Source organism: Yersinia vastinensis (assembly GCF_902726565.1).
In the GTDB taxonomy this organism is placed as follows: Bacteria; Pseudomonadota; Gammaproteobacteria; order Enterobacterales; family Enterobacteriaceae; genus Yersinia; species Yersinia vastinensis.
Window position 1 is genome coordinate 370,202 of record NZ_CACVAF010000003.1, and the last position, 25,794, is coordinate 395,995.

Consider the following 25,794-nt stretch of genomic DNA (forward strand, 5'->3'; position numbering starts at 1 on the left):
CTAAACAAAAGTAACACAGTATGCCGCGCGATGGACACGACTAAATGTGCGCTATGGCGTTACAAATCTTCCAACACTGCCAGTGCATCGGCCAGCTTCTTCACGCCGAAAACTTGCATATTCGGTAGCGGTTTCTTTGGCATATTGGCATACGGCACGATAGCGCGCTTAAACCCGTGCTTGGCCGCCTCTGAAATACGCTCCTGGCCACTCGGCACTGGGCGAATTTCACCCGCCAGCCCCACTTCCCCAAAGACCACTAAATCTTGCGGCAGCGGACGGTCACGTAAGCTTGAAACTAGCGACATCAGCAAAGCCAGATCGGCACTGGTTTCTGTCACTTTTACGCCACCGACCACATTGACGAACACGTCTTGGTCAGACATCTGCAAACCGCCATGTCGATGCAAAACGGCCAGTAAAATAGCTAATCGGTTTTGTTCCAACCCGACTGCGACTCGGCGCGGATTTGACATCATCGAGTGGTCCACCAGTGCCTGAATCTCAACCAGCAATGGGCGCGTCCCTTCCCATACCACCATCACCGAACTGCCTGCTGTGACTTCATCGCCACGGCTGAGGAAAATGGCTGATGGGTTACTGACCTCGCGTAGACCTTGCTCAGTCATGGCAAAGACACCCAGTTCATTGACAGCACCAAAGCGGTTTTTGTGGCTGCGCAGCGTGCGAAAACGTGAGTCACCGTCACCATCAAGCATCACTGAACAGTCGATGCAGTGCTCCAAGACTTTCGGCCCCGCCAGCGAGCCATCTTTGGTCACGTGCCCAACCATCACAATGGCAACACCACGGGTTTTCGCAAAACGGGTGAGATAAGCGGCGGTTTCACGCACTTGCGCCACACTGCCCGGCGACGATTGGATATCCGCCATATGCATGACTTGGATTGAGTCGATAACCATCAATCGTGGCTGTTCTTGCTCGGCAATCAGGCAAATCTGTTCAATACTGGTTTCCGACAGCATATTCAGGCCAGCAGTGGGTAACCCCAGACGATGCGCCCGCATAGCAACCTGTTGTAGTGACTCTTCGCCAGTGACATACAGCGTTTTCATGCTTTCGGAGAGTTTGCAGAGGGTTTGCAGCAGCAAGGTACTCTTCCCTGCCCCCGGATTGCCACCAATCAGGATAGCACTGCCCGGGACAACACCGCCGCCCAGCACTCGGTCAAACTCAAGAAAGCCGGTAGAGAACCGCGGCAATTCTTCCAGACTGATATCGGATAGTTTTTGTACCCGGCTAACTCCGGCATCCCCCGCGTAACCACCAAAACGCTCATGACGGGATGAGGACGTCGCCGCAGCGGCGAGCCGAATTTCAGTAATGGTATTCCAAGCATTGCAGGCGCTGCATTGCCCTTGCCAGCGCGGATAATCAGCCCCGCATTCATTGCAGACGAATGCCCGTTTTGGTGCTTTAGCCACGTTTCACCTCAATATGACGGCCTAACAATCTATTTTTTTACTTAGTGCTATCCCCAAAGCCATTGGTACTACAGCAAGGCTGCAAACAAACGCATCCCGATGAGCTGACACAAGTCAGTGATTCGGGTAAGTGAGTGCCGCTAACACCGCTGTAGTGCCAAGGGCGCGGGGGATTATCGTTCTTCGTGCTTAAGACTCCCGGTCAAGATACACAGCACACTCAGCAAATCACCATGGCGAATCGCCACTTTGGATTTAGCGTACACTTTCGGCTTGGCGTGGAAGGCCAGACCAAGACCGGCGGCTTGCATCATTTTCAGGTCGTTAGCACCATCACCGATAGCCACGGTTTGCGCGACAGGGATATTCAGCTTCTCTGCCAGTTTGAGCAGCGTGTCGGCTTTATATTGTGCATCGACAATCGGCCCGAGCACCTTGCCTGTCAGTTTGCCGTCTTTGATTTCAAGCTCATTGGCCGCAACATCTACCAACCGCAATTTGTCGCGCAGGTATTCAGCGTAATAGGTGAATCCGCCGGAGGCTATTGCGACATGCCAATCCAGCGCCTGAAGTTTACGTACTAGGCTGGTCAACCCCGGCATCAAGGGTAATTCGTCACGCACTTGCTTAAGAATATTGGCATCGGCCCCCTTCAGGGTCGCAACTCGTTGACGCAAGCTGGCTGAGAAATCCAGCTCACCCTGCATCGCACGTTCAGTGACTGCTGCCACTTCCTCACCCACTCCCGCCAACTTGGCAATCTCATCGATACATTCAATTTGGATGGCGGTGGAGTCCATATCCATCACTAACAGGCCCGGAGTGCGCAGATGCGGAATAGTGCCAAGCGGGGCTACATCTAGCCCATTTTCATCGGCCAGCGTTTTAATTCTTGGGGTCAAACTGCCCGCCAAGCGAATCACTTGGTAATCTTCAACACACCAAGCGGAAACAATCACCATGGCGGCACCGAGTTGACGTTGGAAGTGGGTAATGCGCTTTTTATCCAGTTTTCTGCCGTACAACAGCCAACCTGTATGACCAGCACGATAATCCAGCGGCATGACTTCATCACCACTGAGTGAAAGTGGTAAACCCGGCCATTGATAGATCTCTGCGGGGAGATCGCAATAGGTCAGACTATTAGACATGAACTACTCCTGTAGAAAACGAAAATCGACAACATGTACCCAGTAGATTTTGCGTTGCACCAAGGCGGCAACAGAGAAAATCCCCAAGAGCTTACTTCACTCTGTAACGGGTGTGAGTGAAGAAAGCCAACACCGCAGCAATGTGAAATATGCAGGGTAGAAATAGTGCATCAAACTATCCTATCGTAATAACTTCTGGCAACATAAAGTCATCAAATACGGCAAGGAACCTGAATGGCCAAGGCTAAATTAAAATTTCGATTGCACCGTACTGCTATTGTGCTGATTTGCTTGGCATTGCTGGTTTTGCTTATGCAAGGTGCATCCTATTTCAGCCTCAGTCATCAACTGGCCCGTTCGGAACAAGTTGAAGAGTTGGCGAAGACACTGGCAAGACAAGTCACTTTCAGCCTGTCGCCCATTATGGATACTAGCGATGATGATATTGATAGCCAAAAAGTTGATGCCATTCTCCAGCAATTGACGCAATCAAGCCGCATATTAGATGCCAGCGTATATCAGATTGACGGGACTCTGGTCGCCGCTGCTGGAGAAAACGTAAAAGTACGCGACCGGCTGGCTTTAGATGGCAAACGCCCCGGCAGTTATTTCAATCACCAGATTGTCGAACTGATCCCCGGTAAAAGCGGGCCAAGTGGATTTTTGCGCATGACACTGGACACTCACGTGCTAGCCACTGAATCCAAGCAAGTGGATAATACCACCAATTTGTTGCGGCTGATGATATTGGTCGCGCTGGCCGTGGGCATTATTCTGGCCCGAACCCTATTACAAGGTCGCCGCAGCCGTTGGCAGCAATCACCTTATCTGCTGACCGCCAATACCCCCGTCAAAGAAGATGATAATGACGATGGCGCATCAGAGACACCCACAGCTACGCCAGAAGCAGACAAAAAACCGGATGATAAATAGTGGGATGGTGTCAGGAACAGGGAATTACGCCATGCGCTCAATGATAGGTGACAATGACGCTATCTTCTCCTGCATCTGACTGGCTATAACTTTAAAGTTCACACTGATATTAGGATGGGTACTAACAGTACCCCAAAATTGTTCGGCCAGTTGCTTTGCCTGCTGCCAATGTTCACGACCCACATCAGCCGATAACGTGATATCCGGCACCATTTGTCGCATATTCCCCGTGCCTGATGGAGCAAAAGCCATAGGTAACATGTCATAGATAGGCGCAAGTGATAAGGGACGATTTTCCGGATGCAGGAAAGATAGATTTCCATGGTGCATATCAGTATTCGCAATTAACACCCCGAAAGCCCAAAACAGTCTGACTTGCTCAAGGTCAACCATACTCAGTAAACCTATCTCGGCCAATTCTCGACATACTTTCGGCCAACTGGCTACAGGTATGCCGATAAACTCGGCATTTACTGCCTCCAAAGACACCATGCCAATACGGCCACGCTGACCAAAACGGTCAAAACGCTCAACTTCCAGAAAAGTTTGTCTATCCTGATATTGCAATATGTGACTGACAGCGGCGCAATATCCTGCATTTCTTAAGGTATTTAACGCCAAAGACTCGGCAATAAGTAAATCCGCCCAACGCTGCGCGTTAGGGTTATCCTGCGCAGCAGTAAATTTGACGATAACATATGACGGAGGCTTTTCCTCATATCCGGCATAACAAGTAAATTTAGGTTGCTCCCCACCAGCTGAGGAACCCACCATTTCCCCCGCAAGCGCCATTAGAGACAATTCATTATAACGTTGCAGCTTGTCTGATGGTGGAATGGGAACAGCATCGGGCTTAACGAGCCAATGCTGATAACTTTCTTGCCCGAGCAAAATATTGCCGTTACTGTCATCCGCCATGCAAGATAGCGCGAGCAGGATATTATCTTCATTCCACCCACGAATATCCTTATTAAGCTGCAAATGTTCAGCGACAGACTTGCCCCAAATTCGGCCAAGAAACCCCTGTGGCCGCATATCTGCCAGATACCAAGGGAGGCTGTCAAATTGTTGCCATGTATTGTCATCCAATTGATGGACACAACACATTTCTGCCGGATAGATCGGGTATAAATTGGCAAAATGGCTGGCATTCCCGAAGCGGTCAATTCTGTAGAGTGGGAATTCACTAATGCCTGTAACCAGCCGAAGTAAAGCATAACGGGTCGATTTTCCTTTCCCGATCTTTAGCACTCGACTTTTTAACCCATTGATTAGACGAGATACGGTCGGCTGGCTAATGGCCAAAGCCTGTGCCAAGGAGCTTGCCGTAGCGGGGCCTTGTCGTAATAACATTTCCAAGGAAGGCATTTGAATAGCTCCATGAATAGAAAAATGAATAGAACTGTGAATAGATTTATATCGCTAATAATATGATATGTAAAGGAAGGAGGTGAAAATCAAAAGGACAGATGAATAGATTAGTGAAGATTAAAATAACGCCTAACAGAACCGAAATACTGTAGTTCGATTCTGTTAGGTTAACGAAATTACGCTTGGTCGCCCAGTAACACAGATTCTAATGCTATCTCAATCATGTCGTTAAACGTGGTCTGGCGCTCGGCTGCGGTGGTTTGCTCACCGGTACGGATATGATCAGATACGGTACAGATAGTCAGGGCTTTAGCACCGAACTCAGCAGCTACACCATAAATACCTGCTGCTTCCATTTCTACACCTAAAATGCCGTATTTTTCCATAACATCAAACATTTGTGGATCTGGCGTATAGAACAGGTCAGCGGAGAAGATGTTACCCACACGGACATCAATCCCTTTCGCTTTAGCTGCATCAACCGCGTTACGGGTCATTTCAAAATCAGCAATTGCCGCGTAATCGTGGTCTTTAAAACGCAGGCGGTTGACTTTGGAGTCCGTACACGCGCCCATGCCGATGACTACATCGCGCAGTTTAACGTCAGCACGCACCGCGCCACAGGAACCCACACGAATAATTTTCTTTACACCGAAATCAGTGATCAACTCTTTCGCATAAATGGAGCAGGACGGGATCCCCATGCCGTGGCCCATCACAGAGATTGGACGCCCTTTATAGGTGCCGGTGAAGCCCAACATGCCGCGCACATTGTTCACTTCGCGCACATCTTTCAGGAAGGTTTCTGCGATAAACTTTGCGCGCAGTGGATCCCCTGGCATCAAAACAACGTCAGCGAAATCACCCATTTCAGCATTAATATGTGGCGTTGCCATAATCACTTTCCTTAAAAATCAGAGAATTAAAATTTATATCACTGAAATGTTAGTGTTTTCCCACAATCCCAATTCAGTAGAATTCTATTAACTAGAAGACCTAGATGAGCATAGGCAGTTTGGGTGCGGCCAGCGCGCAAAAACCGGTGCGTACACGCAGTACGCGAGGATTTTTAGCACTTCCCACGCCCAAAATGACACGCCCAACTTGGCCCTACAGCATACTTTTTCCGTAATCCATGGGTGACAAATCAAAATACTTGGCAACCGTCTGCCCAATATCGGCAAAGGTTTCACGGTGCCCCAGTGAACCCGGCTTAACTTTCGGACCGTAAACCAAGACCGGAATATGCTCACGAGTATGGTCAGTGCCCGGCCAAGTTGGGTCACAACCATGGTCTGCCGTCAGGATCAGGATGTCATCTTCTTTCACCAGCGCCATTAACTCTGGTAGACGGCGGTCGAACAATTCCAAAGCCGCGGCATAGCCTGCAACATCACGGCGGTGACCGTAAGAAGAGTCAAAATCAACAAAGTTAGTGAACACGATAGTGTTGTCACCGGCTTTCTTCATCTCTTCGATAGTGGCATCAAACAAGGCATCCAGACCTGTGGCTTTCACTTTATGCGTGATCCCAACATGCGCATAGATGTCGGCGATTTTGCCGATAGACACCACTTCGCCGCCCTTCTCATCCACCAGTTTTTTCAACATAGTCGGTGCTGGCGGTTCAACAGCCAGATCGTGGCGGTTGCCAGTACGTTGGAAGTTGCCCGGTTTATCACCAATGAACGGGCGCGCAATCACACGACCAATATTGTAACCGCCCTCGGTCAGTTCTTCGCGAGCAATCTCACACAACTCATACAAGCGATCCAAACCGAATGTTTCTTCGTGGCAGGCAATCTGGAACACCGAGTCGGCAGAGGTATAGAAAATCGGTTTTCCGGTTTTCATGTGCTCTTCACCCAGTTGATCAAGGATCACGGTGCCTGAAGAGTGACAGTTGCCCAAATAACCCGGCAAATTGGCGCGTTTGACCAGTTTATCCAGTAACTCTGGTGGGAAGCTGTTTTCCACATCACTGAAATAACCCCAGTCGAACAAGACCGGTACGCCAGCAATTTCCCAGTGGCCTGATGGCGTGTCTTTACCAGAAGATAACTCACTGGCATAACCATAAGCACCAATGATATCTGCATTCTTATCCAGACCTACCGGGAATTTACCGGTCGATTCTTCGGCAGCTTTACCCAGACCTAAACGGCACAGGTTAGGCAATTTCAATGGGCCGCTACGACCAATATCGGCTTCACCACGGGCGCAGGCCTCGGCGATATGGCCCAACGTATCAGCCCCTTCGTCGCCAAATTTCTTAGCATCGGCGCTAGCGCCAATACCAAATGAGTCTAATACCATAATAAATGTACGTTTCATCATTCTCTCCTGCATCGGTTCGCACGCGTAGCGGCGTCCCATAAAATATGGCGTTTATTCAGTGATACGGCGATAAACCACGGGGGTTTCTTCCGGCACTTTATCACCCAAAGTAATAGCTGCTCGTACCGCATCTGCCGCCAGTTGCCAATCATCTTCATTATTGGCATGAATTACAGTGAGTGGTTGCTGACCGTCAACACAGCTCCCCAAACGGGCCATATCGGTCAGACCCACACTGTAATCGATAGGGTCTGATGCAAGGCGACGGCCTCCCCCAAGGGAAACGACAGCCATACCAAGTGCACGCGTATCCATCGCAGTGATAATCCCCGGGCGTTCGGCAAATACTGGCTTGCTCAACATGGCTGCGGGTAAGTAATGGTCATAACGTTCGACAAAATCACTCGGGCCTTTTTGTGCCGCCACCATGCGGCCAAAAACTTCCGCCGCTTTGCCGTTGTCCAATACCGTTTGCAGCTTGGCTCTGGCATCGGCATCGTCCTGTGCCAATCCACCCGACAGCAGCATTTCCACACACAGGGCCATCGTCACTTCAAGCAGCCGCGGGTTACGATATTCGCCCGTCAGGAAGCGCACGGCTTCGCGCACCTCTACCGCATTACCGGCACTGGATGCCAGCACTTGGTTCATGTCGGTCAGCAGCGCCGTAGTTTTACACCCTGCACCATTCGCGACACTAACGATAGCCTGCGCCAGATCTTCAGATAGCTGATAAGTCGGCATAAAAGCACCACTACCGACTTTGACATCCATCACCAACGCATCCAAACCTTCAGCCAGTTTCTTGGCCAAAATAGAGGCGGTAATCAGTGGGATGGAGTCCACTGTTGCGGTGATATCACGGGTGGCATAAAAGCGCTTATCTGCCGGAGCCAATGAGCTGGTTTGGCCAATAATGGCAACACCAACATCCTGAATTATCTTACGAAATGTGCTGTCATCGGGGAAAATATCAAACCCAGGAATCGCTTCCAATTTATCCAATGTCCCGCCAGTGTGACCTAAACCACGGCCAGAGATCATCGGGACATAGCCACCGCAGGCAGCAACCATCGGGCCAAGCATGAGAGACGTGACATCACCGACACCGCCAGTGGAGTGTTTGTCCACCATTGGGCCATTGAGGTTCAGACTCTTCCAGTTCAGCACGGTGCCAGAGTCACGCATTGCCATGGTGAGTGCCACACGTTCTGGCATGCTCATATCATGGAAATAGATGGTCATCGCCAAAGCAGCTATTTGACCTTCGGAAACGACGTTGTCGCGAACACCATTGATAAAGAAACGAATTTCTTCTTCGCTCAGTGGCTGACCATCGCGTTTTTTACGGATAATTTCTTGTGCCAGAAACAAGGCATCCCCCTGCTTGACATACGCCCCTCACACTCGAGGCCGGGGCATAAATATGGAAAAAGCCACACTGTGGGCAAAATAGCCCACAATGCATCTGCTCAGTTCAAAGTCTGCGATAACCGCTAGTAACCGCTGGTGTTGCTCTCACTCTGATGACCCAGAGTTGTCAACAAACTGCCCAACAGGCTAGATGCGCCAAAGCGGAAGTGGCGAGCATCAGCCCAACCGTCACCCATCAATTTATCGGCCAGTTGCAAGAATTGTGCAGCGTCTTCAGCGGTACGTACGCCACCGGCGGGCTTGAAGCCGACGGTTTCCCCGACACCCAAGTCACGAATGGTACGCATCATGATGTCGGCACTTTCCAACGTGGCATTGACGGGAACTTTACCGGTGGAGGTTTTAATAAAATCAGCCCCTGCTTTGATAGCAATCTCAGAAGCCTGACGAATTAAATGTTCTTGTTTTAACTCGCCAGTCTCAATAATCACTTTCAACAACACGTTCGCGTCAGCACAGGCATCTTTGCACTGTTTGACTAATTCGAAGCCCACTTTATCGTTACCCGCCATTAAGGCACGGTAAGGGAAAACCACGTCCACTTCATCTGCACCATAGGCAATTGCGGCGCGGGTTTCAGCCAGCGCAATGTCAATATCATCATTGCCATGAGGGAAGTTGGTCACCGTGGCTATACGGACCTCAGGTGTTCCCTGCTCACGTAATGTTTTACGAGCAATAGGAATAAAGCGAGGATAAATACAGACTGCTGCCGTATTGCCAGCAGGGCTTTTTGCCTGATGACACAAAGCAATAACTTTGTCGTCGGTATCGTCGTCATTCAGGGTGGTTAAATCCATCAAACTCAGTGCGCGTTTAGCATAATCTTTTAGACTCGCACAGGCGGTTAAATCGGTCATAAAACTCTCCAACACTATTTCAGTCCCGGCACATTACCAAGACTGAGTATGTATTTATGAGCGGACAAAGAGATCATTTAGACCTCTTTGATGATGAAAAAAACTATCTTGCTCAATACGTTGGCGAGCGGACTTGGTTCCTTGAAGATAGCCCCACGGAGATAACCCTTGGGGAGCAATTGAGATCCATCTCACCGCACTAACTTATAGCTCTATTTGAACACGTTACACGGTCATGAGATGTGTTCAAATTCACATAAATTGATAGCAACTTGTAACGCAACAGTATTATATGTGATTAAAGTCACAAAATAACCTGATTTATGCCTTAAAGACAGTAAATGCCCACTCGCATCAAGAATAGCTTATGGGCAGGAATCCACCTGATTATTGATATGAACCACAATACGAATAAATGAGAGTAATACCGAAAGTTTGGGCGCGGAAAACACACAAAACCGTCACATACATACAGTATATGACGGTGATGAGCGCGGTCCATTCGCCCTACTGATGACCGAACAGTATCAAGTCACCAAACTTAATCAGAGAGCCAAGAAGAAACCGGCAATAGTCGCGCTCATTAAGTTCGACAACGTCCCTGCGGCTACGGCTTTCAGACCAAAGCGTGCAATATCATGGCGGCGATTAGGTGCCATACTGCCTAACCCACCCAACAAGATAGCGACAGATGACAAGTTGGCAAAACCACAGAGAGCAAAAGAAATAATGGCTTTTGAATGCTCAGAAAGCACCTGCAAACCTGCGGCTTTCACTAACTCTTCGGCCTGGAGATATTGGCCAAAGTTCATAAACGCCACAAATTCATTCACAATGATCTTCTGGCCGATAAAGGAGCCAGCCACCATCGCTTCATCCCACGGAATGCCGATCAGATAAGCAATTGGCGAGAATACCCAGCCGAGAATTAATTCCATTGACAGCTGCGGATAGTCGAACCAGCCGCCAATCCCGCCCAAAATCCCATTGAGCAATGCAATCAATGCAATAAAGGCTAATAACATTGCCCCGACATTCAGTGCCAGTTGCATACCGGAAGCCGCACCAGATGCCGCGGCATCAATAACGTTAGCAGGGCGATCGTCTTTATCAATCAGCGTAATAGCATCGACTTTATCGTGCGTTTTTTCAGTTTCTGGCACCATTAATTTCGCGAACAATAACCCACCGGGGGCGGCCATAAAGGAAGCGGCGATCAGATATTCTAATGGCACCCCCATTTGCGCATAACCGGCCAATACTGAACCCGCAACCGAGGCTAAACCACCACACATTACAGCGAACAATTCAGATTGCGTCATGGTAGAGATGTAAGGGCGTACAACCAATGGGGCTTCGGTCTGGCCGACAAAAATGTTCGCCGTCGCAGAAAGAGATTCGGTACGCGATGTGCCCAAAAGTTTTTGCAGCCCGCCACCTAATACCTTAATCACAAGCTGCATAATGCCGAGATAATATAAAACGGCGATTAGTGAAGAGAAGAAAACAATAACGGGTAATACGCGCAGGGCAAATACAAAACCACCGCCGCCAAAAACTTCAAACATTTTGTCGGAAACTAGCCCGCCAAACATAAATGAAATACCGTCATTACCATATGCAATAACGTTCGCTACCCCTTGAGACATCCCGCCAAGGATACGACGACCGATTGGCACATATAACACCAGCGCACCAATACCAACCTGGATAATAAATGCCCCAACTACAGTGCGGATATTAATCGCCCTAAAATTGCTTGAAAGAAGCACGGCTATTAATATCAGTACTGCCATTCCGACTAAACTCATGAGCATGTCGATAATCCTGTTAATGATTTATATTTAAATAATGTGTGTGGATGGGATTATACTGGCATGATCTCGCTATCAAACAATCTCTGTCACAAATAAACACAACTGGAAGCAACTGTTAGACAGTTAATGTGATTAACATCACATTATAAAGGTGAGGTAGGTGCAAGCAGACTAACTATTAGTGTGATTTGCATGTGTTCGCTCAGTCTACAGAACGCATTTCTCGACCGGCGGCAACTGGAATAAACGCTGACTATTCTCCAATAGATGGGCAGCAATCTCTTGTGGTGTTTCTGAGCGTAATTCACATAATACGGCAAATACATTTGCCGCCCGCTCTGGCCGGTTAGGCTGCCCCTGAAAACCCGCAAGGGGCATATCCGGGGCATCGGTCTCTAACAACAATGCTGACAGCGGTAATGTTGCCATGACATTTCGTGTTTTCTGCGCTCGTTCATAAGTGATGGTACCGCCCACGCCAATGTAATAGCCCATACGAATAAATGCCTGCGCCTGCGCTAAGCTCCCGGCAAAACCGTGTACTACGCCCGTGCGTGGCAAGTCAGCTTTACGCAAGGCGGAAGCGAGCTGATCATGCGAGCGGCGCGAGTGCAATATCACCGGCAAATCATGCTGTTTGGCTAGCGTCAACTGAGCGCGTAATAACGCTAATTGACATGGCAACTGCGGCTCATCCATGTAGAGATCTAGGCCAATCTCCCCCACCGCCACCAATTTTTCCGTTTTATTCTCCAGCAATGATGCCAGCAGCGCTAAATCAGCTTCCTGATGTTGGGCAATATAGAGTGGATGCATACCGAGCGCGGCGAAGAGCGGCGGGTAGTTCGCAGCCAAATCAACAATACGAGAAAAGTAAGCTGCGCTGACCGCGGGCACAATGACTTGCTGCACATTCGCCTGTGCAGCACTGGCTAAACTGGCAACCTCTCTACCGCTAAAGGGGGGGAAATCAAAGTGACAATGCGTATCGACAAAATACGGCATCGGCTCGCCAGTTTGCGCCATTAGGCTGTATCACCTTTAGTTTTCGCCACACCCGCAGGTAAAATGATCTCCGCGGGTAGCGGTTTCTTTTTATTGCGTGTCGTGGTGGGAATAATCAGCCCACTGTCTGCCACCGTCATTTGAGCAGAAAGATGATTTCCTGTGGCGTTTGCAGTATCAACCGATGTGATGATATCTGGCGACTGATTGATATCAAAAGTGGACTCATCAGTGTCGATCAACTCGGCCATCTCATCTGTCTGGTTAATATCTTGTGGCTGGATCATACGGCGAGAAAGGGAGATCGAAGGCTTGTTCTCTTTGATTTCAGCGGAGTCCATCTGATCTTGTGGCAGTAACCAGTGTCCAACCGTTGCCAAGAAATAGCGGCCACAGCGACGACCTAAATGGTAATCCCGGTTTAGGGCTGCAACCCGACTACCCAGTGCGCTACTCGCCAGTGGTTTCGGAGGGAAAATCTCAAAAATACGCAAATCACCTGGCGGTTTCTCAATGAATTGCTGGATACGATGATAGCTCTGCTCATGCTGCTGCATAATGCGCACCAGTTGTTGCAAGCTACTTTCACTCAACCAGTGCTCCATCCGCTTCATCCATTGCGGTGTATAATAAGCCTGCGAAGGTACGGTTCGAATGACCACAATGGTATCCGCCCCACGCCGATAAGCCTCTTCGACAGGAATAGCATCACTGATTCCGCCATCCTGATAACTTACGCCGTCTAGCTCAACGCCTTGGCGATACAACCCCGGAATAGCACTGGAGGCTTTAATTGCCGGTAACCAGCTTTCCCGAGTTGGAGAAATATAGGTGGGTTCGAAATCCTCACTGCGGCAAGCACACATGAGAAACTCACGACCATTCTGGAGATGTTGTTCGGCGCTGTCGATTGCCAGAGGTAACTGCTGAGAGGTGATATCTACCAACCAATCAAGGTCAATTAAGTGCCCACCACGCACAAAACGCAATGGATTGAAGAAGTCGGCGGTGGTGGTGTAACGAGTAATCACACGGCGAGCGTAACCGGGTTGACCGCAGATAAAAGCAGAAAGGTTTTGTGCCCCTGCGGAGGTTCCGATCATCAGATCAAAAGGGTTAAAGCGGGCACGTTGGAATTCATCCAGCACACCGGCTGTAAAAATTCCTCGCTGCCCGCCCCCCTCGCAGACCAACGCCATTTTACCGGGTTGGTATGGTTTATAGGCGAGTGGCTCAATATTGCCGAGCGTGATAGGTATTCTGTATCCCACCATCCATCCTTAATTCCATTACAACAGGTGTCGAGGATACCCCTTCTTACCTTTGCTGTAACCATTACGCTTTACTAAAGGCGCTTACGTCCTGTAAACAAACTGATGAGAAATAGGATAATACCCACGACAAAAACAACTTTTGCGGCCCAAGCTGCCGTACCGGCTAGCCCACCAAAACCTAATGCCGCAGCGATTAACGCAATGACCAGAAATATAATGCCCCAGCGAAACATAAGCTTCTCCTTACCATTTGAAAAATGACTTCGTAAACTCTCGTTCAAGAACCATTCTTTAATGACCTCTGTCTATTTAACAGTAGCGTATTTAACAGAAGTCGTTTTATTGGGTTTATTGGATGGGTTATTTAGCTGACGGACTGATTAAAGGTATTTCGTGGATAATATGACGGAGCCACGAAATACCTAACCGCCTGATAATAATTAAGGCTTGATGCTGAGGTCGTTTTTAACGCTTTTCACGCCATCAACCGCTTTAGCAATGCTCTCTGCACGCTCGGATTGTGCTTTATTTTCAACATCACCAGATAACTGCACGACACCATCCGTTGTTTCTACTTTCACTTTACGTGAAGGGACGATGTCATCGGCCAGTAGTTTGGCTTTGATTGAGCTGGTTGTTGCAGCATCACCAGCATATTCGCTGACTGATTGCGTTTTTTGATCTTTTACATGGAGCTTATCGCTGACCGATTTAACACCTTCAACATTACCGGCGATTTCAACGGCGGTTTCAGCTTCGGCCTGAGAGGTAACGAAACCACTGAGCGTGACAACGCCATGGTTGGTTTCGACAGAGATATCTGTGCTTTTAAGGGATTTTTCTTCCAGCAAGGCACTTTTTACTTTTGCCGTTGCTGCACTATCCCCCATGTAATTATCAACTTTCTTCATGGAACTATCGAGTTTAGCACCGGTACTGTCCACAGCGTTGGAGGCTTTATTTAGCATCGTTTCTTCAGCAAATGCGCCACTACTCATCAACGCAGTACCTAAAACAATAGCCATCACTGAACGGGCAAATTTTGTGTTTGTCATCGATTTCTTCCTTTTTTGTTTTGAACCCCAAATTGGATATAACGCCCAATTTACTGATTCTTACGCCACCTTATATCGGTGGGTACTTGATGAATACTTTACGATTACTGCAGGTTAACTGACCTAAAATTGATGCAAGTCAATCCTGCTGGTATCTATAAAGATAGAGCATCTCAGGAGAAAGACAGTCGGAATAGGACTAAAGCAGGAATTTTATTACTAAGTCGGAGTTATCTTAGAGGAAAAATAGTGAGATATATTAATGAATCGGGGCACTGAGTACCCCGATAGAATGCGGCTTGCAGCTTGATTAATGTTCGCGAGTTTTACGGAAACGAACTTCCGGGTAACGCTCTTGCGTAATATTCAAATTAACCATCGTAGGGGCGATATAGCTCAAATTATCACCGCCATCTAATGCCAGATTAACTTCATTCTTACGTTTAAACTCTTCGAATTTCTTCACGTCGTCACATTCAACCCAACGGGCTGTCGAAACGTTAACGGATTCATACACCGCTTCCACGTTGTATTCACTTTTCAGTCGTGAAGAAACGACTTCAAACTGCAGAACACCGACTGCCCCGACGATCAGATCGTTGTTGGTCAATGGACGGAAGACTTGCACCGCTCCCTCTTCTGACAACTGAACCAATCCTTTCAGTAACTGTTTCTGTTTCAACGGATCACGCAAACGGATGCGACGGAACAATTCAGGGGCAAAGTTCGGAATACCAGTGAACTTCATATCTTCACCTTGAGTGAAGGTATCACCAATCTGAATAGTACCGTGGTTATGCAGGCCGATAATGTCGCCCGCATAAGCTTCTTCAAGATGCGAACGGTCGCCCGCCATAAAGGTCAAAGCATCTGAGATAACCACATCTTTCTTAATACGTACCTGACGCAGTTTCATCCCTTTTTCAAAACGGCCAGAAACCACACGCAAGAAAGCAACGCGGTCACGGTGTTTTGGATCCATATTAGCCTGAATCTTAAAGACAAAACCGGTAAATTTCTCTTCAGCTGCAACCACTTCGCGCGTGTCTGTTTTACGTGGCATTGGCGCAGGAGCCCACTCAACCAAGCCATCCAACATATGGTCAACACCAAAGTTGCCCAGTGCAGTACCAAAGAAGACTGGGGTTAAGTCACCGGACAGGAATGCTTCATGGTCAAATTCATGCGACGCGCCCTGTACCAGTTCAAGCTCTTGGCGGAACTGCTTCGCCAAATCCTCACCCACAGCAATATCCAAGTCTGGGTTATTCAGTCCTTTAACAATGCGAACTTCTTGGATGGTGTGGCCTTTACCGGTCTGATACAGGTAAGTTTCATCTTTATAAAGGTGGTAAACCCCTTTAAACAACTTACCGCAGCCAATCGGCCAGGTTATCGGTGAACACGCAATTTTTAGCTCGCGCTCCACTTCATCCAGGACTTCCATAGGATCACGAATATCGCGGTCCAATTTGTTCATGAAGGTCAGGATCGGAGTATCACGCAAACGGGTGACTTCCATCAGCTTACGGGTTCGATCTTCTACCCCTTTCGCTGCATCAATCACCATCAGACAACAGTCAACCGCCGTTAGAGTACGATAGGTATCTTCGGAGAAGTCTTCATGCCCCGGGGTATCCAGCAAGTTAACCAGACAGCCACCATACGGGAACTGCATCACGGACGTAGTGATGGAGATACCACGTTGTTTTTCCATTTCCATCCAGTCAGATTTGGCATGATGGCTAGAGCCACGGCCTTTTACCGTACCAGCGGTCTGAATGGCGTGTCCGAACAGCAACACTTTTTCGGTAATGGTGGTTTTACCGGCATCGGGGTGAGAAATGATCGCGAAAGTACGTCTTTTCGCGACTTCCTGTGCATATTCACTTGGAGACATAGTTTGAAGTTTCTACTTTTAGGCCCCCTGCTCTGGCATGACATCTGGTGCCATGCGCGATTCAGGAAAGCGAGAATCAGTGTTATAGCGCGGTATTTTCCCTGATTTAACCGGGATAGACAATTTATTATCCGTAAAACGGCACTACCCCATAGGCAACGCCATCATAATGGCATCTTCACGCCCATTCGCACTTGGATAATAGTTGCGGCGCACGGAAACCTCGTTAAACCCGAGGCTTTCATACAAGGCTATCGCGCCTGCATTTGAGGCCCGAACTTCAAGCCAAAGAGTGAAGATATTACGCGTTTCCAACTGTGCAATCACATGCTCAAGCAGCAAACGGCCATAACCTTGGCGCTGATGCTGCGGATCAATGGCAATATTAAACAGCGTTGCTTCATCCAATACCATTTGGGTAATGGCAAAGCCGACCATTTGCTGATCAACACTCAGTTTAAAATTGAGGTAGCGCTCACCCTGATTGCTCGCCAAGGTTTTTTCCGTCCACGGAAAAGCGTGGCTGGCTTGTTCAATTTGATACGCTGTGGCCAGATCGGCTGGCGTCAGGATAGAAATCTGCTTCATGATGACAAATCTGCTGCCAAAGTGCGCGCTTCGCGCTTGCGTCTTGATAAAGCCCGGCCAGTGCCGGACTGTGTAATTGTGCGCCTGCAACGGCAAGAGGTTCACTGATGCCCAATCGCCAACTGTTGCACTGTGTTTCTTCGGGTAACATCGCAACCTGATCAGGCGTCAGCGCATAAGCCTGATGCGGAGTCAGCCCTAAGCTACGCAATACGTCGCACAACAGCGGGTCATCTGATTCAGGAAGCGGGTCTGCCACAATCAACAGACGGGTATCTTCAGGCAAGCGGATGGCGATTTCCCCCTGCAAAACGGCCGGGCGGCGCAATGTCCACTGCGTAATGCCAAGCTGTTGTAACAGCAAGTCTCGTCTTGATGCCATGCCCTTTCCTATCAAAGCGACCCCTATTTCGGCGCTATGCTAGCAAACCCATCGAACATGCGCCAACAAACCTCTATAATCCCCGATTATATTATTGAGGAGCCAAAGACTGATGTCAGCATTAACCCCAGCCAGTGAAGTGATACTGCGCCATAGTGATGAATTTATAGCCCGCCACGTGTTATTTGCCGGTGACCTGCAGGATGCGCTGCCAGCGCAATTTGATGCCGCCGGGGTACGGGTTCACACCAATCAATATCACCACTGGCAATTACTGAGCAATACGCTGGAAGAGAATGTTCAATTCGGTCTTTTGGCAACAGCGGAAACGGCCGCAACCTGCGATACGCTGGTTTATTACTGGCCAAAAAGCAAGCAAGAAGCCCAGTTCCAACTGGCTAATCTGCTCTCTTTATTGCCGGTGGGTAGCGATATCTTTGTGGTGGGTGAGAACCGTAGTGGTGTGCGCAGTGCAGAAGAAATGCTGTCTGAGTTTGCGCAACTGACCAAAATTGACAGTGCTCGCCGCTGTGGTCTCTATCATGGCCGTTTGGATAAGCAGCCCGAATTTGATGCCGATGCTTGGTGGGAAAGCTATCAGATCGGTGATGTAACAGTAAAAACCTTGCCGGGCGTATTCAGCCGTGATTCGCTTGATTCTGGTAGTCACCTGCTGCTGTCCACTTTCAGCGAGCCGTTTAAAGGCAGCGTGTTAGATGTTGGCTGTGGTGCCGGGGTGCTAGCATCAGTTCTGGCGCAGCAATCGCCGAAAATCAAATGGACATTGAGTGATGTCAGTGCGGCAGCCATTGAATCTAGCCGAGCAACATTGGCGGCGAATAATATTGAAGCGCAAGTGATTGCCAGCAATGTCTACTCTGACATTAAAGGCCGTTTCGAGATGATTATTTCAAATCCGCCGTTCCATGATGGAATTCAAACCAGCCTGACAGCGGCGGAGATGTTGATCCGAGGGGCGACCGCGCACCTGCATGTCGGCGGTAAATTACGTATCGTGGCGAACGCCTTCTTGCCTTATCCTGCGCTGCTGGATGCTGCATTTGGCAGCCATGAAGTACTGGCACAGAATGGCCGCTTTAAGGTGTATCAGGCAACGGTCGGGCGCCCACCACGAGATCCTAAGAAAAAACGTTAATATTAGGCGTTAAGATAGACCATCCCTTCTGCGCCGTAGCGTTCACCTGCTGCGGCATGGAAGGGGAATACTGCATCAAGTGTTGCCAACTCTTGTGGGCTGAGTAGCACATCAGCTGCCGCTAAATTCTCTTCCAGATAGGTTCGGCGCTTGGTTCCGGGGATAGGGACAATGAAACTTCGTTGTGCCAGTACCCATGCCAATGCCAATTGTGATGGTTTAACCCCTTTCTCTTGCGCCATTTTTATCACGGTATCCGCCAGTGCCAGATTCAAGGCAAAGTTATCCCCCTGAAAACGTGGATTATTACGACGGAAATCATCAGCAGCTAAATCTTCTGGGCTGCGGATAGCCCCAGTCAAAAAACCACGACCCAACGGGCTATAGGCAACAAAACCCACACCTAAGCGTTCGCACATTGCCAAGACTGACGTTTCTACATCTCGCGTCCACAGTGAGTATTCACTCTGTACAGCAGTAATCGGATGTACCTGATGAGCTTTTTCCAATGTTGCCGCCGAGACTTCACTCAGGCCGATATACCGAATTTTACCGGCGGTGATCAAATCAGCCAGCGTCCCTACTACGTCCTCCACCGGCACACTCGGATCACCACGGTGTTGATAATAAAGATCGATAACATCAACACCTAACCGCTTCAAACTGCCATCAACAGATTTGCGGATATAATCAGGATGACTGCTCACGCCACGAGCCGCTGGGTTTGCTGGATCACGCACAATACCAAACTTAGTGGCTAAAAAGACCTGCTCTCGCTTTCCTTTGATTGCCCGCCCCACCAACTCTTCATTGGTAAACGGGCCATACATATCCGCGGTATCCAGTAACGTGACACCCAGTTCCAGTGCTCGATGCAAAGTCGCAATGGACTCATTGACGTCCTGATTGGTTGAGTAAAAATCACTCATGCCCATGCAGCCAAGGCCAAGAGCAGAAACCAGAGGGCCATTCGAACCTAATTGGCGTTGTTGCATTGTGATATTCCCCATTAGTGATGTCGGAGGAAAGTGTGGTTGTTTCGTAGAGAAAGATAAATAATGCAGATAGCTCATCACTGTTCAAAAAACACCAACAATAGGCGGACACGATTATGGACCAAATACAAGCCATGCAGATTTTTGTTCGCATTGTTGAGTTGGGCAGTTTCAGTCGAGCGGCAGAAAAACTGCAGTTGCCACGCGCCACGGTCAGCCATACCTTAAAGAGGCTCGAGCAGCGGCTCGGTGTCCGCTTGCTGGTTCGTACCACCCGGCAAGTGAATATCACCGCTGAAGGCTCGCTCTATTATCAGCGCTGTTTACAATTACTCTCCGCATTTGAAGAAGCAAACGCGCTATTCAGTCATCAACGGCTGCAACCAGAAGGAAAAGTGCGCATCGATATGCCACATTCACTGGCGCGCAATGTGGTTATCCCAGCACTGAGTGACTTTTACCAGCGCTATCCCCATATCACACTGAGTCTCAGCGCTAATGACAGCACCATCGATTTAATGCGTGAAGGCGCGGATTGTGTATTACGTGCCTGGATCCCCCATGATGAACAACTCGTCGCGCGCAATATTGGTCAGCAACCCCAAATAACCTGCGCCTCTCCTGCGTACCTCGAAAAATATGGCGTTCCGACGTCACTTGAGGATTTAGCGGGCCATCAAGCCGTAGGGTATTTCTCGCAACTCAATAGCCGTGATTATCCATTGGAATTTGTTCACCAAGGGAAAGTTGAACGCCGCGTATTGCCCGGTATGTTGAGTGTTAGTGGTGCTGATGCCTATATCGCCGCAGGTGTCGCGGGTCTGGGCCTGATTCAAGCACCTACCCCTGGAATTCATCACCAATTAGCACAAGGTGAACTGATAGAGGTATTACCCGATATGCCGCCACCGGCAATGCCATTGTTTATTATGTTCCCACCGGGGCGTTTTTTGGCCCCGCGCGTTAGAGTCCTTATAGACTGGCTAATCGCGCTATTTGCTCATTACCCACCCAGCCCTTCCGATATAGAGAACAGCGCTTAAAATTTGAAATGCTTGAGTAATCAAAGCAATTACTCAACATATGATGCTTTTTACAGCAAACGTCCCGCTTAGGGGAAATAAGTATTGACCTGTACGTGAAAATCTCTAGAATTCGCCTCCGTGGTTGCATCAAAAAGTCATGTTTCCGGTACGCGATGGTGGCGGAATTGGTAGACGCGCTAGCTTCAGGTGTTAGTGTTCTTACGGACGTGAGGGTTCAAGTCCCTCCCTTCGCACCAAACATTTCTTTCTCAATGAACAACTTCAGCAGTAAAGATTTATATTGCACAGCACATGCGATGGTGGCGGAATTGGTAGACGCGCTAGCTTCAGGTGTTAGTGTTCTTACGGACGTGAGGGTTCAAGTCCCTCCCTTCGCACCAAACATTTCTTTCTCAATGAACAACTTCAGCAGTAAAGATTTATATTGCACAGCACATGCGATGGTGGCGGAATTGGTAGACGCGCTAGCTTCAGGTGTTAGTGTTCTTACGGACGTGAGGGTTCAAGTCCCTCCCTTCGCACCACGATGATTTCAATTATTACTGTCCGCAAACTCGTCAAATCTCTTAGCGACTTCAGGCCAGACACACTACTTTTCAATACCATCAATCAATGAATTCCGTTGTGCATCAATATGGCAGCCAGACCGCCCAATAGCGCTATGCAAGAGGGTAATAACAGGAAATGCCGTAATCGAGAGTGATACAGCATACTGACCGTTGCTAGCATCGCGATAATGATCAGCACCCGCAACTGCCCCACCGTAATATCAGCCCACTCGAGCACCGGCAGCAAAGCAAAAGGCAGCAAAATTCCCCAACCACTGGACATTAAGCGACTCAAAACACCGCTGATTCCCCATGAACGATAAGCTGCTAATCTGGCTGTAATCATCATGACGCCTCGCTCAAATGATAATAGAAATGATAATGATAACTAATATCATATATCACTACTGAGCAATCTGCACCAGGAAGTTGTCATTAAAAAAAGCATTATTTAACTGAAATAGCCTTGTTGACACGACCGGGATATCAGATTTCGAAGAGTAAATTGATGAGTTGATCGACATCATGATGACAGGCTGAAACAAAAATGGTAATTTTGACTAAGAAAATTCCTAAAGCCATAAAAACGATTCAAACAAAGATAATTACTTATAAGAACTATTTATCGTGATGCCTGAATAAAATGGCTTCATGAGGATATTGTTTATTTGTCTACTGACAGCACGCCATTATGCAGAGTGAATTGAATATGAATAGCCATTCCTACGATCAGCTTTTGAAAAGTAAGCATCGGCTCTCTTTACTGCTTTTTCTATTTCTTAATGCGGCGTCAGCTATTTTCAGTATGATATTACCCTCGTCAGAAACACCGGCGATCACATTACCTGTCGTGCTGATCACCGTTATCAGCCTCGGTTCTGCTGCTTATTTATATTTTATTTCGAAGAATTATGCCGATAAATTGAATTTATTTGCAATTATCATGGGCGTACTCTGGGCCTGGCAAATCATTCTTAAATATGAATATTTGGGAACCAATGAAAATAATTACTTATTACTCAGCTTGTTTACGATTTTCTTCATCAGCACGATTGCGCTATCAGATAACTTTCTTGCCTTTTGTCTGCACACGGCACCTTCGGCACTAACCGTTATTTTTCTGGATGATTTTCAAAATATTTCCCGCATTATATTTACTATCATGCTGCCGCTCATTGGCTTCTCTTTACATCATTTGATGCTACGCCGCAGCGATGACTTCACTCGAAAACTTGTCGCACGCCTTTATAATGAAAGAGAAAAATTCAGTGATTTAAGTATGATAGACCCTTTAACCAGCTTGTATAATCGCCGGGGATTGGAAAATAAACTTGAAACACTATTAGCGCAGTCTCCTGGCAATCATTACGTACTGCTACTCGATATCGATCATTTCAAGGCTTATAACGATAACTATGGTCATACCATGGGAGATCAAGCATTGGTGCGGGTTGCTGCCGCTATTCGCGATGCTGTTCGTTCACGGGACATCGTTGTGCGCTATGGTGGTGAGGAGTTTTTGGTATTATTGACACATGTGAGCGAAGAGTACGCAAGCCAGTTGGCTGAAAGAGTCCGACAGAAAGTTTTAGGCCTTGATATTCCACATGTTTTTAACCACAAAGTCTCTACGACAGTCACATTGAGTGCTGGGATTTCGCCCTTACAATCCTATGATCTGGCATCGTCACTCAAAGCCGCAGATGAAGCACTGTATCGGGCTAAAAAGGATGGACGCAATAAAGTTGCCTTTGCCGAAGATAAATTATCTAAGGTTGAATCTTCGCCCTGATAAAATCACCGAGCACAATACTCAACTATTATTTCTTCAGTTAATAGTTGAGTTTGGCACTATTATATTTATCTTTAATTCTGTTATTAAATCGCTCCATGTCATAGGTAAAAATAAATGGTCGGCTAATTTATTGGTAGATACCTCTATTTAAGCTAATCATTATAGTCATTTCGTTTAGCACATAATTAGCTTTTTATTGATAATTCACTCCATTATTCCTATCCGTCGACCAAGTGATCTTGTCTTACATATCGGTTAAGAAGATGAATAATATTCACACTCGATAATACGAGTGCAATAATGATTATCATTTATATAAATAATGGATAATTCAAGTAAAAGAACCCACTACGCAGGGAGAACACGAGGTGAATACTCAGCCCAGCAAATGGCATAGCCGCTGGGTTTAAGCGGCTGTTGTACAGCCGCTTGCAATGATGGGATCAGAATGCCACAGACCCTTGGACGAAGAAGGTGCGCGGTTCTCCCACATATTTCCCGGAGTTATTGTCGTTAGAACGCGTGAAATAGCGCTGATCAAACACGTTTTTCACCCCTGCGCCAATTGTCAAATTAGACCAAGCTGGTCCGAAATTATATTCAGCGCGGGTATTCCACACCATATATCCCGGAATGCGGCCAAACTGACCATCAGCACTTTCGGCAGTAATATACTGCGGACCTGCTCCTGGAGACTGCTGTTGAGATTGCGCATAACTATCCAAATTCCAGACCCAGTTACCCGTCTCATAACGCGTACCGACGGTATATACCTGACGTGAATAGAACGGCAAATCCTTACCGGCAAAATCACCGCTTTTGGTAGTGGCTTTGGTATAGGTGTAGCTGGAGTAAACACTCACCCCATTCAGCAGCGGGTTCACTTCACTTAAGTCATAGCTAAACGCCAACTCCACACCTTCATGCGTTGTCGCACCCAAATTTGTCCAACCAATATCATTGCTGATGTATTGCAGTTGGTTATCAAAATCGATGTAGAACAACGTCAATTCACCGGTCATTACTGTATCATCAAAACGGGTACCCACTTCATAGCTATGGGCTTTTTCCGCCGTCAGACCCGGCGCGGGCGCGTTACCATTGCCCCCTTTACTGAGTTGGAAATACTGCATGCTGCCGAAGGAGGTGTTGGCATTAGCAAACAACTTCCACTCATCGGACAGATGGTACATGACGTTCAGTGAAGGTAATGGCTCGCTGTATTGCTTTTCACGTCGAGTATTAGCAAAAGAATCATCCACATTGGTGCGTATATTTTCATAACGTAGACCCGGTGTGATAGTCCAGTCAGAGATATTGATTGCATCATCAATATACACAGCATGGGCTTCAGTACCGCCGGAGGTATGCTGATAATACTGTGGTGTAGCCGGCGTGGAGGTCACTGTTGCCGGACTATACCAAGGGGAGCGATAGGCTTTCTCATCCATGGTTTCATTCAGGTAGCGATACCCTACCGTCACCTCATGGGCGCTGCTACCCATTCTGAATAACTGTGAATAACTTGGCTCAATAGCATAGGTGGTGTAATTACGTGGATAAGCCACCATGCGTTTTTGGCCCTGATTAGCCCCAGTGCCTTCAGATTCAATGTTGCTACCACGGAAGCTTTTGGTGAAATACGTCAGTAACTCAAACTGCTTATCATCTTCCTGATGAGTATATTTGAATGACATATCACGACGACGTCCATCAAATTGATCATAAGGTCGGGTGGACTGGAAAGGATTCTCAGCGTATTGCGCGCGGGTCAACCCACCCGGCATGCCGGCATGGGCTTCGTAATAGTGGAAGTTAGCTTGTAGCTCATCATGTTCAGTTAATTGATAGCGCGTTTTCAACATGAAATCATCAATATCAGTGTTGTCGTTATTGTCGCGATATCCCTGACCATGCAAACCAGAATAGAGTATTGCTGCACCAAAACCATTATCTGCGGTACCACCGAGTGAAGCACTGCTCAGGGTTTTTAACCCACCATGATTGGCACCTTGTGTCTGCGCACTGACTGCTCCACTGAAATCCTGTGGGATAGCTTTGGTATTAAAGTTAATGATTCCGCCCACATTTTGCGGCCCATAACGCACCGCGCCGCCGCCACGAATCACATCGACCGATTGCAGATTACCAATGGATAAAGGGGCCATCGAAAGTTGGGGTTGACCATAAGGGGCCACGGCCAGCGGGATGCCGTCCATCAGAATCGTCGAGCGAGGAGACAAACGAGAGGTTAACCCACGCACGCCGACATTCAGCGAGATATCACTCCCTCCCGTACCATTACTTTCGCGCACCTGTACCCCAGGAATACCACGAAGCGAATCCCCAATAGTCTGAGCGCCCTTTTCGTGAATACGTTGTTGGGTCACGATAGTACGAGCACCGGGGTGATTCAGAACAACAGTGCTGTTGTCGGTATTATCAAGCCAGTTGCCGACGACAGAAAGCTGGTCATTCTTATCTGTTTTAGGTTCGGCTGACTGAGCAGCAACGGGCTGGGAAGACTTCTCCGCGGCAACAGCAGGTAATGCCAGCATGACAGAAGCAGCCAGCAGGGACAGACGGGAAAACGTTAACATTTTGAGCCTATTGCGAAAGGAGGTATGTCTAATTGTTTTTTTGGAAACGCTAATCTTAATGATTACGCTTACCAAGTAAATCAATTTTGTCGCAGAGAGGGA

Annotated in this window: 22 protein-coding genes and 3 tRNA genes; 7 read left to right on the top strand and 18 right to left on the bottom strand. The window is 48.0% G+C overall.

What is annotated here, in order from left to right:
* Positions 1 to 59: 59 nt before the first annotated feature.
* Both radA and serB read right to left on the bottom strand, forming a co-directional pair.
* A complete protein-coding gene (gene radA, locus HUZ92_RS06450; protein WP_050100073.1) occupies positions 60 to 1,445 on the bottom strand; it encodes a DNA repair protein RadA in 1,386 nt (461 codons plus the stop codon).
* A gap of 173 nt (positions 1,446 to 1,618) precedes the next feature.
* The gene (gene serB / locus HUZ92_RS06455; RefSeq protein WP_050140889.1) at positions 1,619 to 2,596 is read right to left on the bottom strand and encodes a phosphoserine phosphatase; all 978 of its coding nucleotides are present in this window, start codon (positions 2,594 to 2,596) and stop codon (positions 1,619 to 1,621) included.
* 234 nt (positions 2,597 to 2,830) lie between these two features.
* Between serB and HUZ92_RS06460 the strand changes: the two genes are divergently transcribed.
* Complete coding sequence (locus tag HUZ92_RS06460) at positions 2,831 to 3,529, top strand: YtjB family periplasmic protein (protein WP_050296348.1); 699 nt, start codon at positions 2,831 to 2,833, stop codon at positions 3,527 to 3,529.
* Between the two features lie 24 nt (positions 3,530 to 3,553).
* On the opposite strand, the gene yjjJ is transcribed toward HUZ92_RS06460, so the two are convergent.
* The 13 genes from yjjJ to HUZ92_RS06525 form a co-directional block, all read right to left on the bottom strand.
* Positions 3,554 to 4,897, bottom strand: a complete 1,344-nt coding sequence (gene yjjJ / locus HUZ92_RS06465) for a type II toxin-antitoxin system HipA family toxin YjjJ (RefSeq protein ID WP_145579641.1) — start codon at positions 4,895 to 4,897, stop codon at positions 3,554 to 3,556.
* Between the two features lie 179 nt (positions 4,898 to 5,076).
* Positions 5,077 to 5,796, bottom strand: a complete 720-nt coding sequence (gene deoD / locus HUZ92_RS06470; RefSeq protein WP_050100064.1) for a purine-nucleoside phosphorylase — start codon at positions 5,794 to 5,796, stop codon at positions 5,077 to 5,079.
* 214 nt (positions 5,797 to 6,010) lie between these two features.
* Positions 6,011 to 7,234: a phosphopentomutase gene (gene deoB / locus HUZ92_RS06475; protein WP_050100062.1), complete on the bottom strand. Its 1,224-nt coding sequence runs from the start codon at positions 7,232 to 7,234 to the stop codon at positions 6,011 to 6,013.
* A 54-nt stretch (positions 7,235 to 7,288) separates the two neighbouring features.
* Positions 7,289 to 8,611, bottom strand: a complete 1,323-nt coding sequence (deoA, locus tag HUZ92_RS06480; RefSeq protein ID WP_145579640.1) for a thymidine phosphorylase — start codon at positions 8,609 to 8,611, stop codon at positions 7,289 to 7,291.
* A 122-nt stretch (positions 8,612 to 8,733) separates the two neighbouring features.
* A complete protein-coding gene (deoC, locus tag HUZ92_RS06485; RefSeq protein ID WP_050100058.1) occupies positions 8,734 to 9,531 on the bottom strand; it encodes a deoxyribose-phosphate aldolase in 798 nt (265 codons plus the stop codon).
* Between the two features lie 545 nt (positions 9,532 to 10,076).
* Positions 10,077 to 11,348, bottom strand: coding sequence for a NupC/NupG family nucleoside CNT transporter (locus HUZ92_RS06490; protein WP_072086645.1), 1,272 nt, complete (start codon positions 11,346 to 11,348; stop codon positions 10,077 to 10,079).
* Positions 11,349 to 11,555: 207 nt separating this feature from the next.
* Entirely contained in the window at positions 11,556 to 12,353 is a 798-nt protein-coding gene (locus HUZ92_RS06495) for a TatD family hydrolase (RefSeq protein WP_072086656.1), read from the bottom strand.
* 20 nt (positions 12,354 to 12,373) lie between these two features.
* Complete coding sequence (locus tag HUZ92_RS06500) at positions 12,374 to 13,627, bottom strand: patatin-like phospholipase family protein (RefSeq protein WP_050100051.1); 1,254 nt, start codon at positions 13,625 to 13,627, stop codon at positions 12,374 to 12,376.
* A gap of 71 nt (positions 13,628 to 13,698) precedes the next feature.
* Positions 13,699 to 13,860 (bottom strand): DUF1328 domain-containing protein, encoded by a 162-nt coding sequence (locus HUZ92_RS06505; RefSeq protein WP_004389381.1) that lies wholly within the window; start codon positions 13,858 to 13,860, stop codon positions 13,699 to 13,701.
* A 207-nt stretch (positions 13,861 to 14,067) separates the two neighbouring features.
* Positions 14,068 to 14,682, bottom strand: a complete 615-nt coding sequence (gene osmY, locus HUZ92_RS06510) for a molecular chaperone OsmY (protein ID WP_050100049.1) — start codon at positions 14,680 to 14,682, stop codon at positions 14,068 to 14,070.
* A 310-nt stretch (positions 14,683 to 14,992) separates the two neighbouring features.
* Positions 14,993 to 16,582 carry a peptide chain release factor 3 gene (gene prfC / locus HUZ92_RS06515; RefSeq protein ID WP_050100047.1) on the bottom strand — a complete coding sequence of 530 codons (1,590 nt, stop codon included), beginning with the start codon at positions 16,580 to 16,582 and terminating at the stop codon, positions 14,993 to 14,995.
* A 144-nt stretch (positions 16,583 to 16,726) separates the two neighbouring features.
* Entirely contained in the window at positions 16,727 to 17,170 is a 444-nt protein-coding gene (gene rimI, locus HUZ92_RS06520; protein WP_050100046.1) for a ribosomal protein S18-alanine N-acetyltransferase, read from the bottom strand.
* Positions 17,115 to 17,552: a DNA polymerase III subunit psi gene (locus HUZ92_RS06525; protein WP_050100043.1), complete on the bottom strand. Its 438-nt coding sequence runs from the start codon at positions 17,550 to 17,552 to the stop codon at positions 17,115 to 17,117. Before HUZ92_RS06525 ends, rimI begins: the two co-directional genes overlap by 56 nt.
* 112 nt (positions 17,553 to 17,664) lie before the next feature.
* Between HUZ92_RS06525 and rsmC the strand changes: the two genes are divergently transcribed.
* Positions 17,665 to 18,708: a 16S rRNA (guanine(1207)-N(2))-methyltransferase RsmC gene (gene rsmC, locus HUZ92_RS06530; RefSeq protein ID WP_050100041.1), complete on the top strand. Its 1,044-nt coding sequence runs from the start codon at positions 17,665 to 17,667 to the stop codon at positions 18,706 to 18,708.
* Positions 18,709 to 18,710: 2 nt separating this feature from the next.
* On the opposite strand, the gene HUZ92_RS06535 is transcribed toward rsmC, so the two are convergent.
* Positions 18,711 to 19,703 carry an aldo/keto reductase gene (locus HUZ92_RS06535; RefSeq protein ID WP_050100038.1) on the bottom strand — a complete coding sequence of 331 codons (993 nt, stop codon included), beginning with the start codon at positions 19,701 to 19,703 and terminating at the stop codon, positions 18,711 to 18,713.
* 116 nt (positions 19,704 to 19,819) lie between these two features.
* Here HUZ92_RS06535 and HUZ92_RS06540 point away from each other — a divergent pair, with 116 nt between their 5' ends.
* The 4 genes from HUZ92_RS06540 (at position 19,820) to HUZ92_RS06555 (ending at position 21,273) form a co-directional block, all read left to right on the top strand.
* Positions 19,820 to 20,746: a LysR family transcriptional regulator gene (locus HUZ92_RS06540; protein ID WP_050100036.1), complete on the top strand. Its 927-nt coding sequence runs from the start codon at positions 19,820 to 19,822 to the stop codon at positions 20,744 to 20,746.
* A gap of 152 nt (positions 20,747 to 20,898) precedes the next feature.
* Positions 20,899 to 20,985: transfer RNA gene (locus tag HUZ92_RS06545), tRNA-Leu, on the top strand.
* A gap of 57 nt (positions 20,986 to 21,042) precedes the next feature.
* Positions 21,043 to 21,129: transfer RNA gene (locus HUZ92_RS06550), tRNA-Leu, on the top strand.
* A gap of 57 nt (positions 21,130 to 21,186) precedes the next feature.
* A tRNA-Leu gene (locus HUZ92_RS06555) sits at positions 21,187 to 21,273 on the top strand.
* 85 nt (positions 21,274 to 21,358) lie between these two features.
* Here HUZ92_RS06555 and HUZ92_RS06560 read toward each other — a convergent pair.
* On the bottom strand, positions 21,359 to 21,643 hold the full coding sequence (locus HUZ92_RS06560; protein WP_050100035.1) for a DUF1435 domain-containing protein: 285 nt from the start codon (positions 21,641 to 21,643) through the stop codon (positions 21,359 to 21,361).
* A gap of 345 nt (positions 21,644 to 21,988) precedes the next feature.
* On the opposite strand from HUZ92_RS06560, the gene HUZ92_RS06565 reads away from it, so the two are divergent.
* Complete coding sequence (locus HUZ92_RS06565; protein WP_050100033.1) at positions 21,989 to 23,089, top strand: GGDEF domain-containing protein; 1,101 nt, start codon at positions 21,989 to 21,991, stop codon at positions 23,087 to 23,089.
* A 446-nt stretch (positions 23,090 to 23,535) separates the two neighbouring features.
* Here the strand turns inward: HUZ92_RS06565 and HUZ92_RS06570 are convergent, their stop codons facing one another.
* Positions 23,536 to 25,692, bottom strand: coding sequence for a TonB-dependent receptor family protein (locus HUZ92_RS06570; protein ID WP_145579639.1), 2,157 nt, complete (start codon positions 25,690 to 25,692; stop codon positions 23,536 to 23,538).
* Between the last annotated feature and the right edge of the window lie 102 nt (positions 25,693 to 25,794).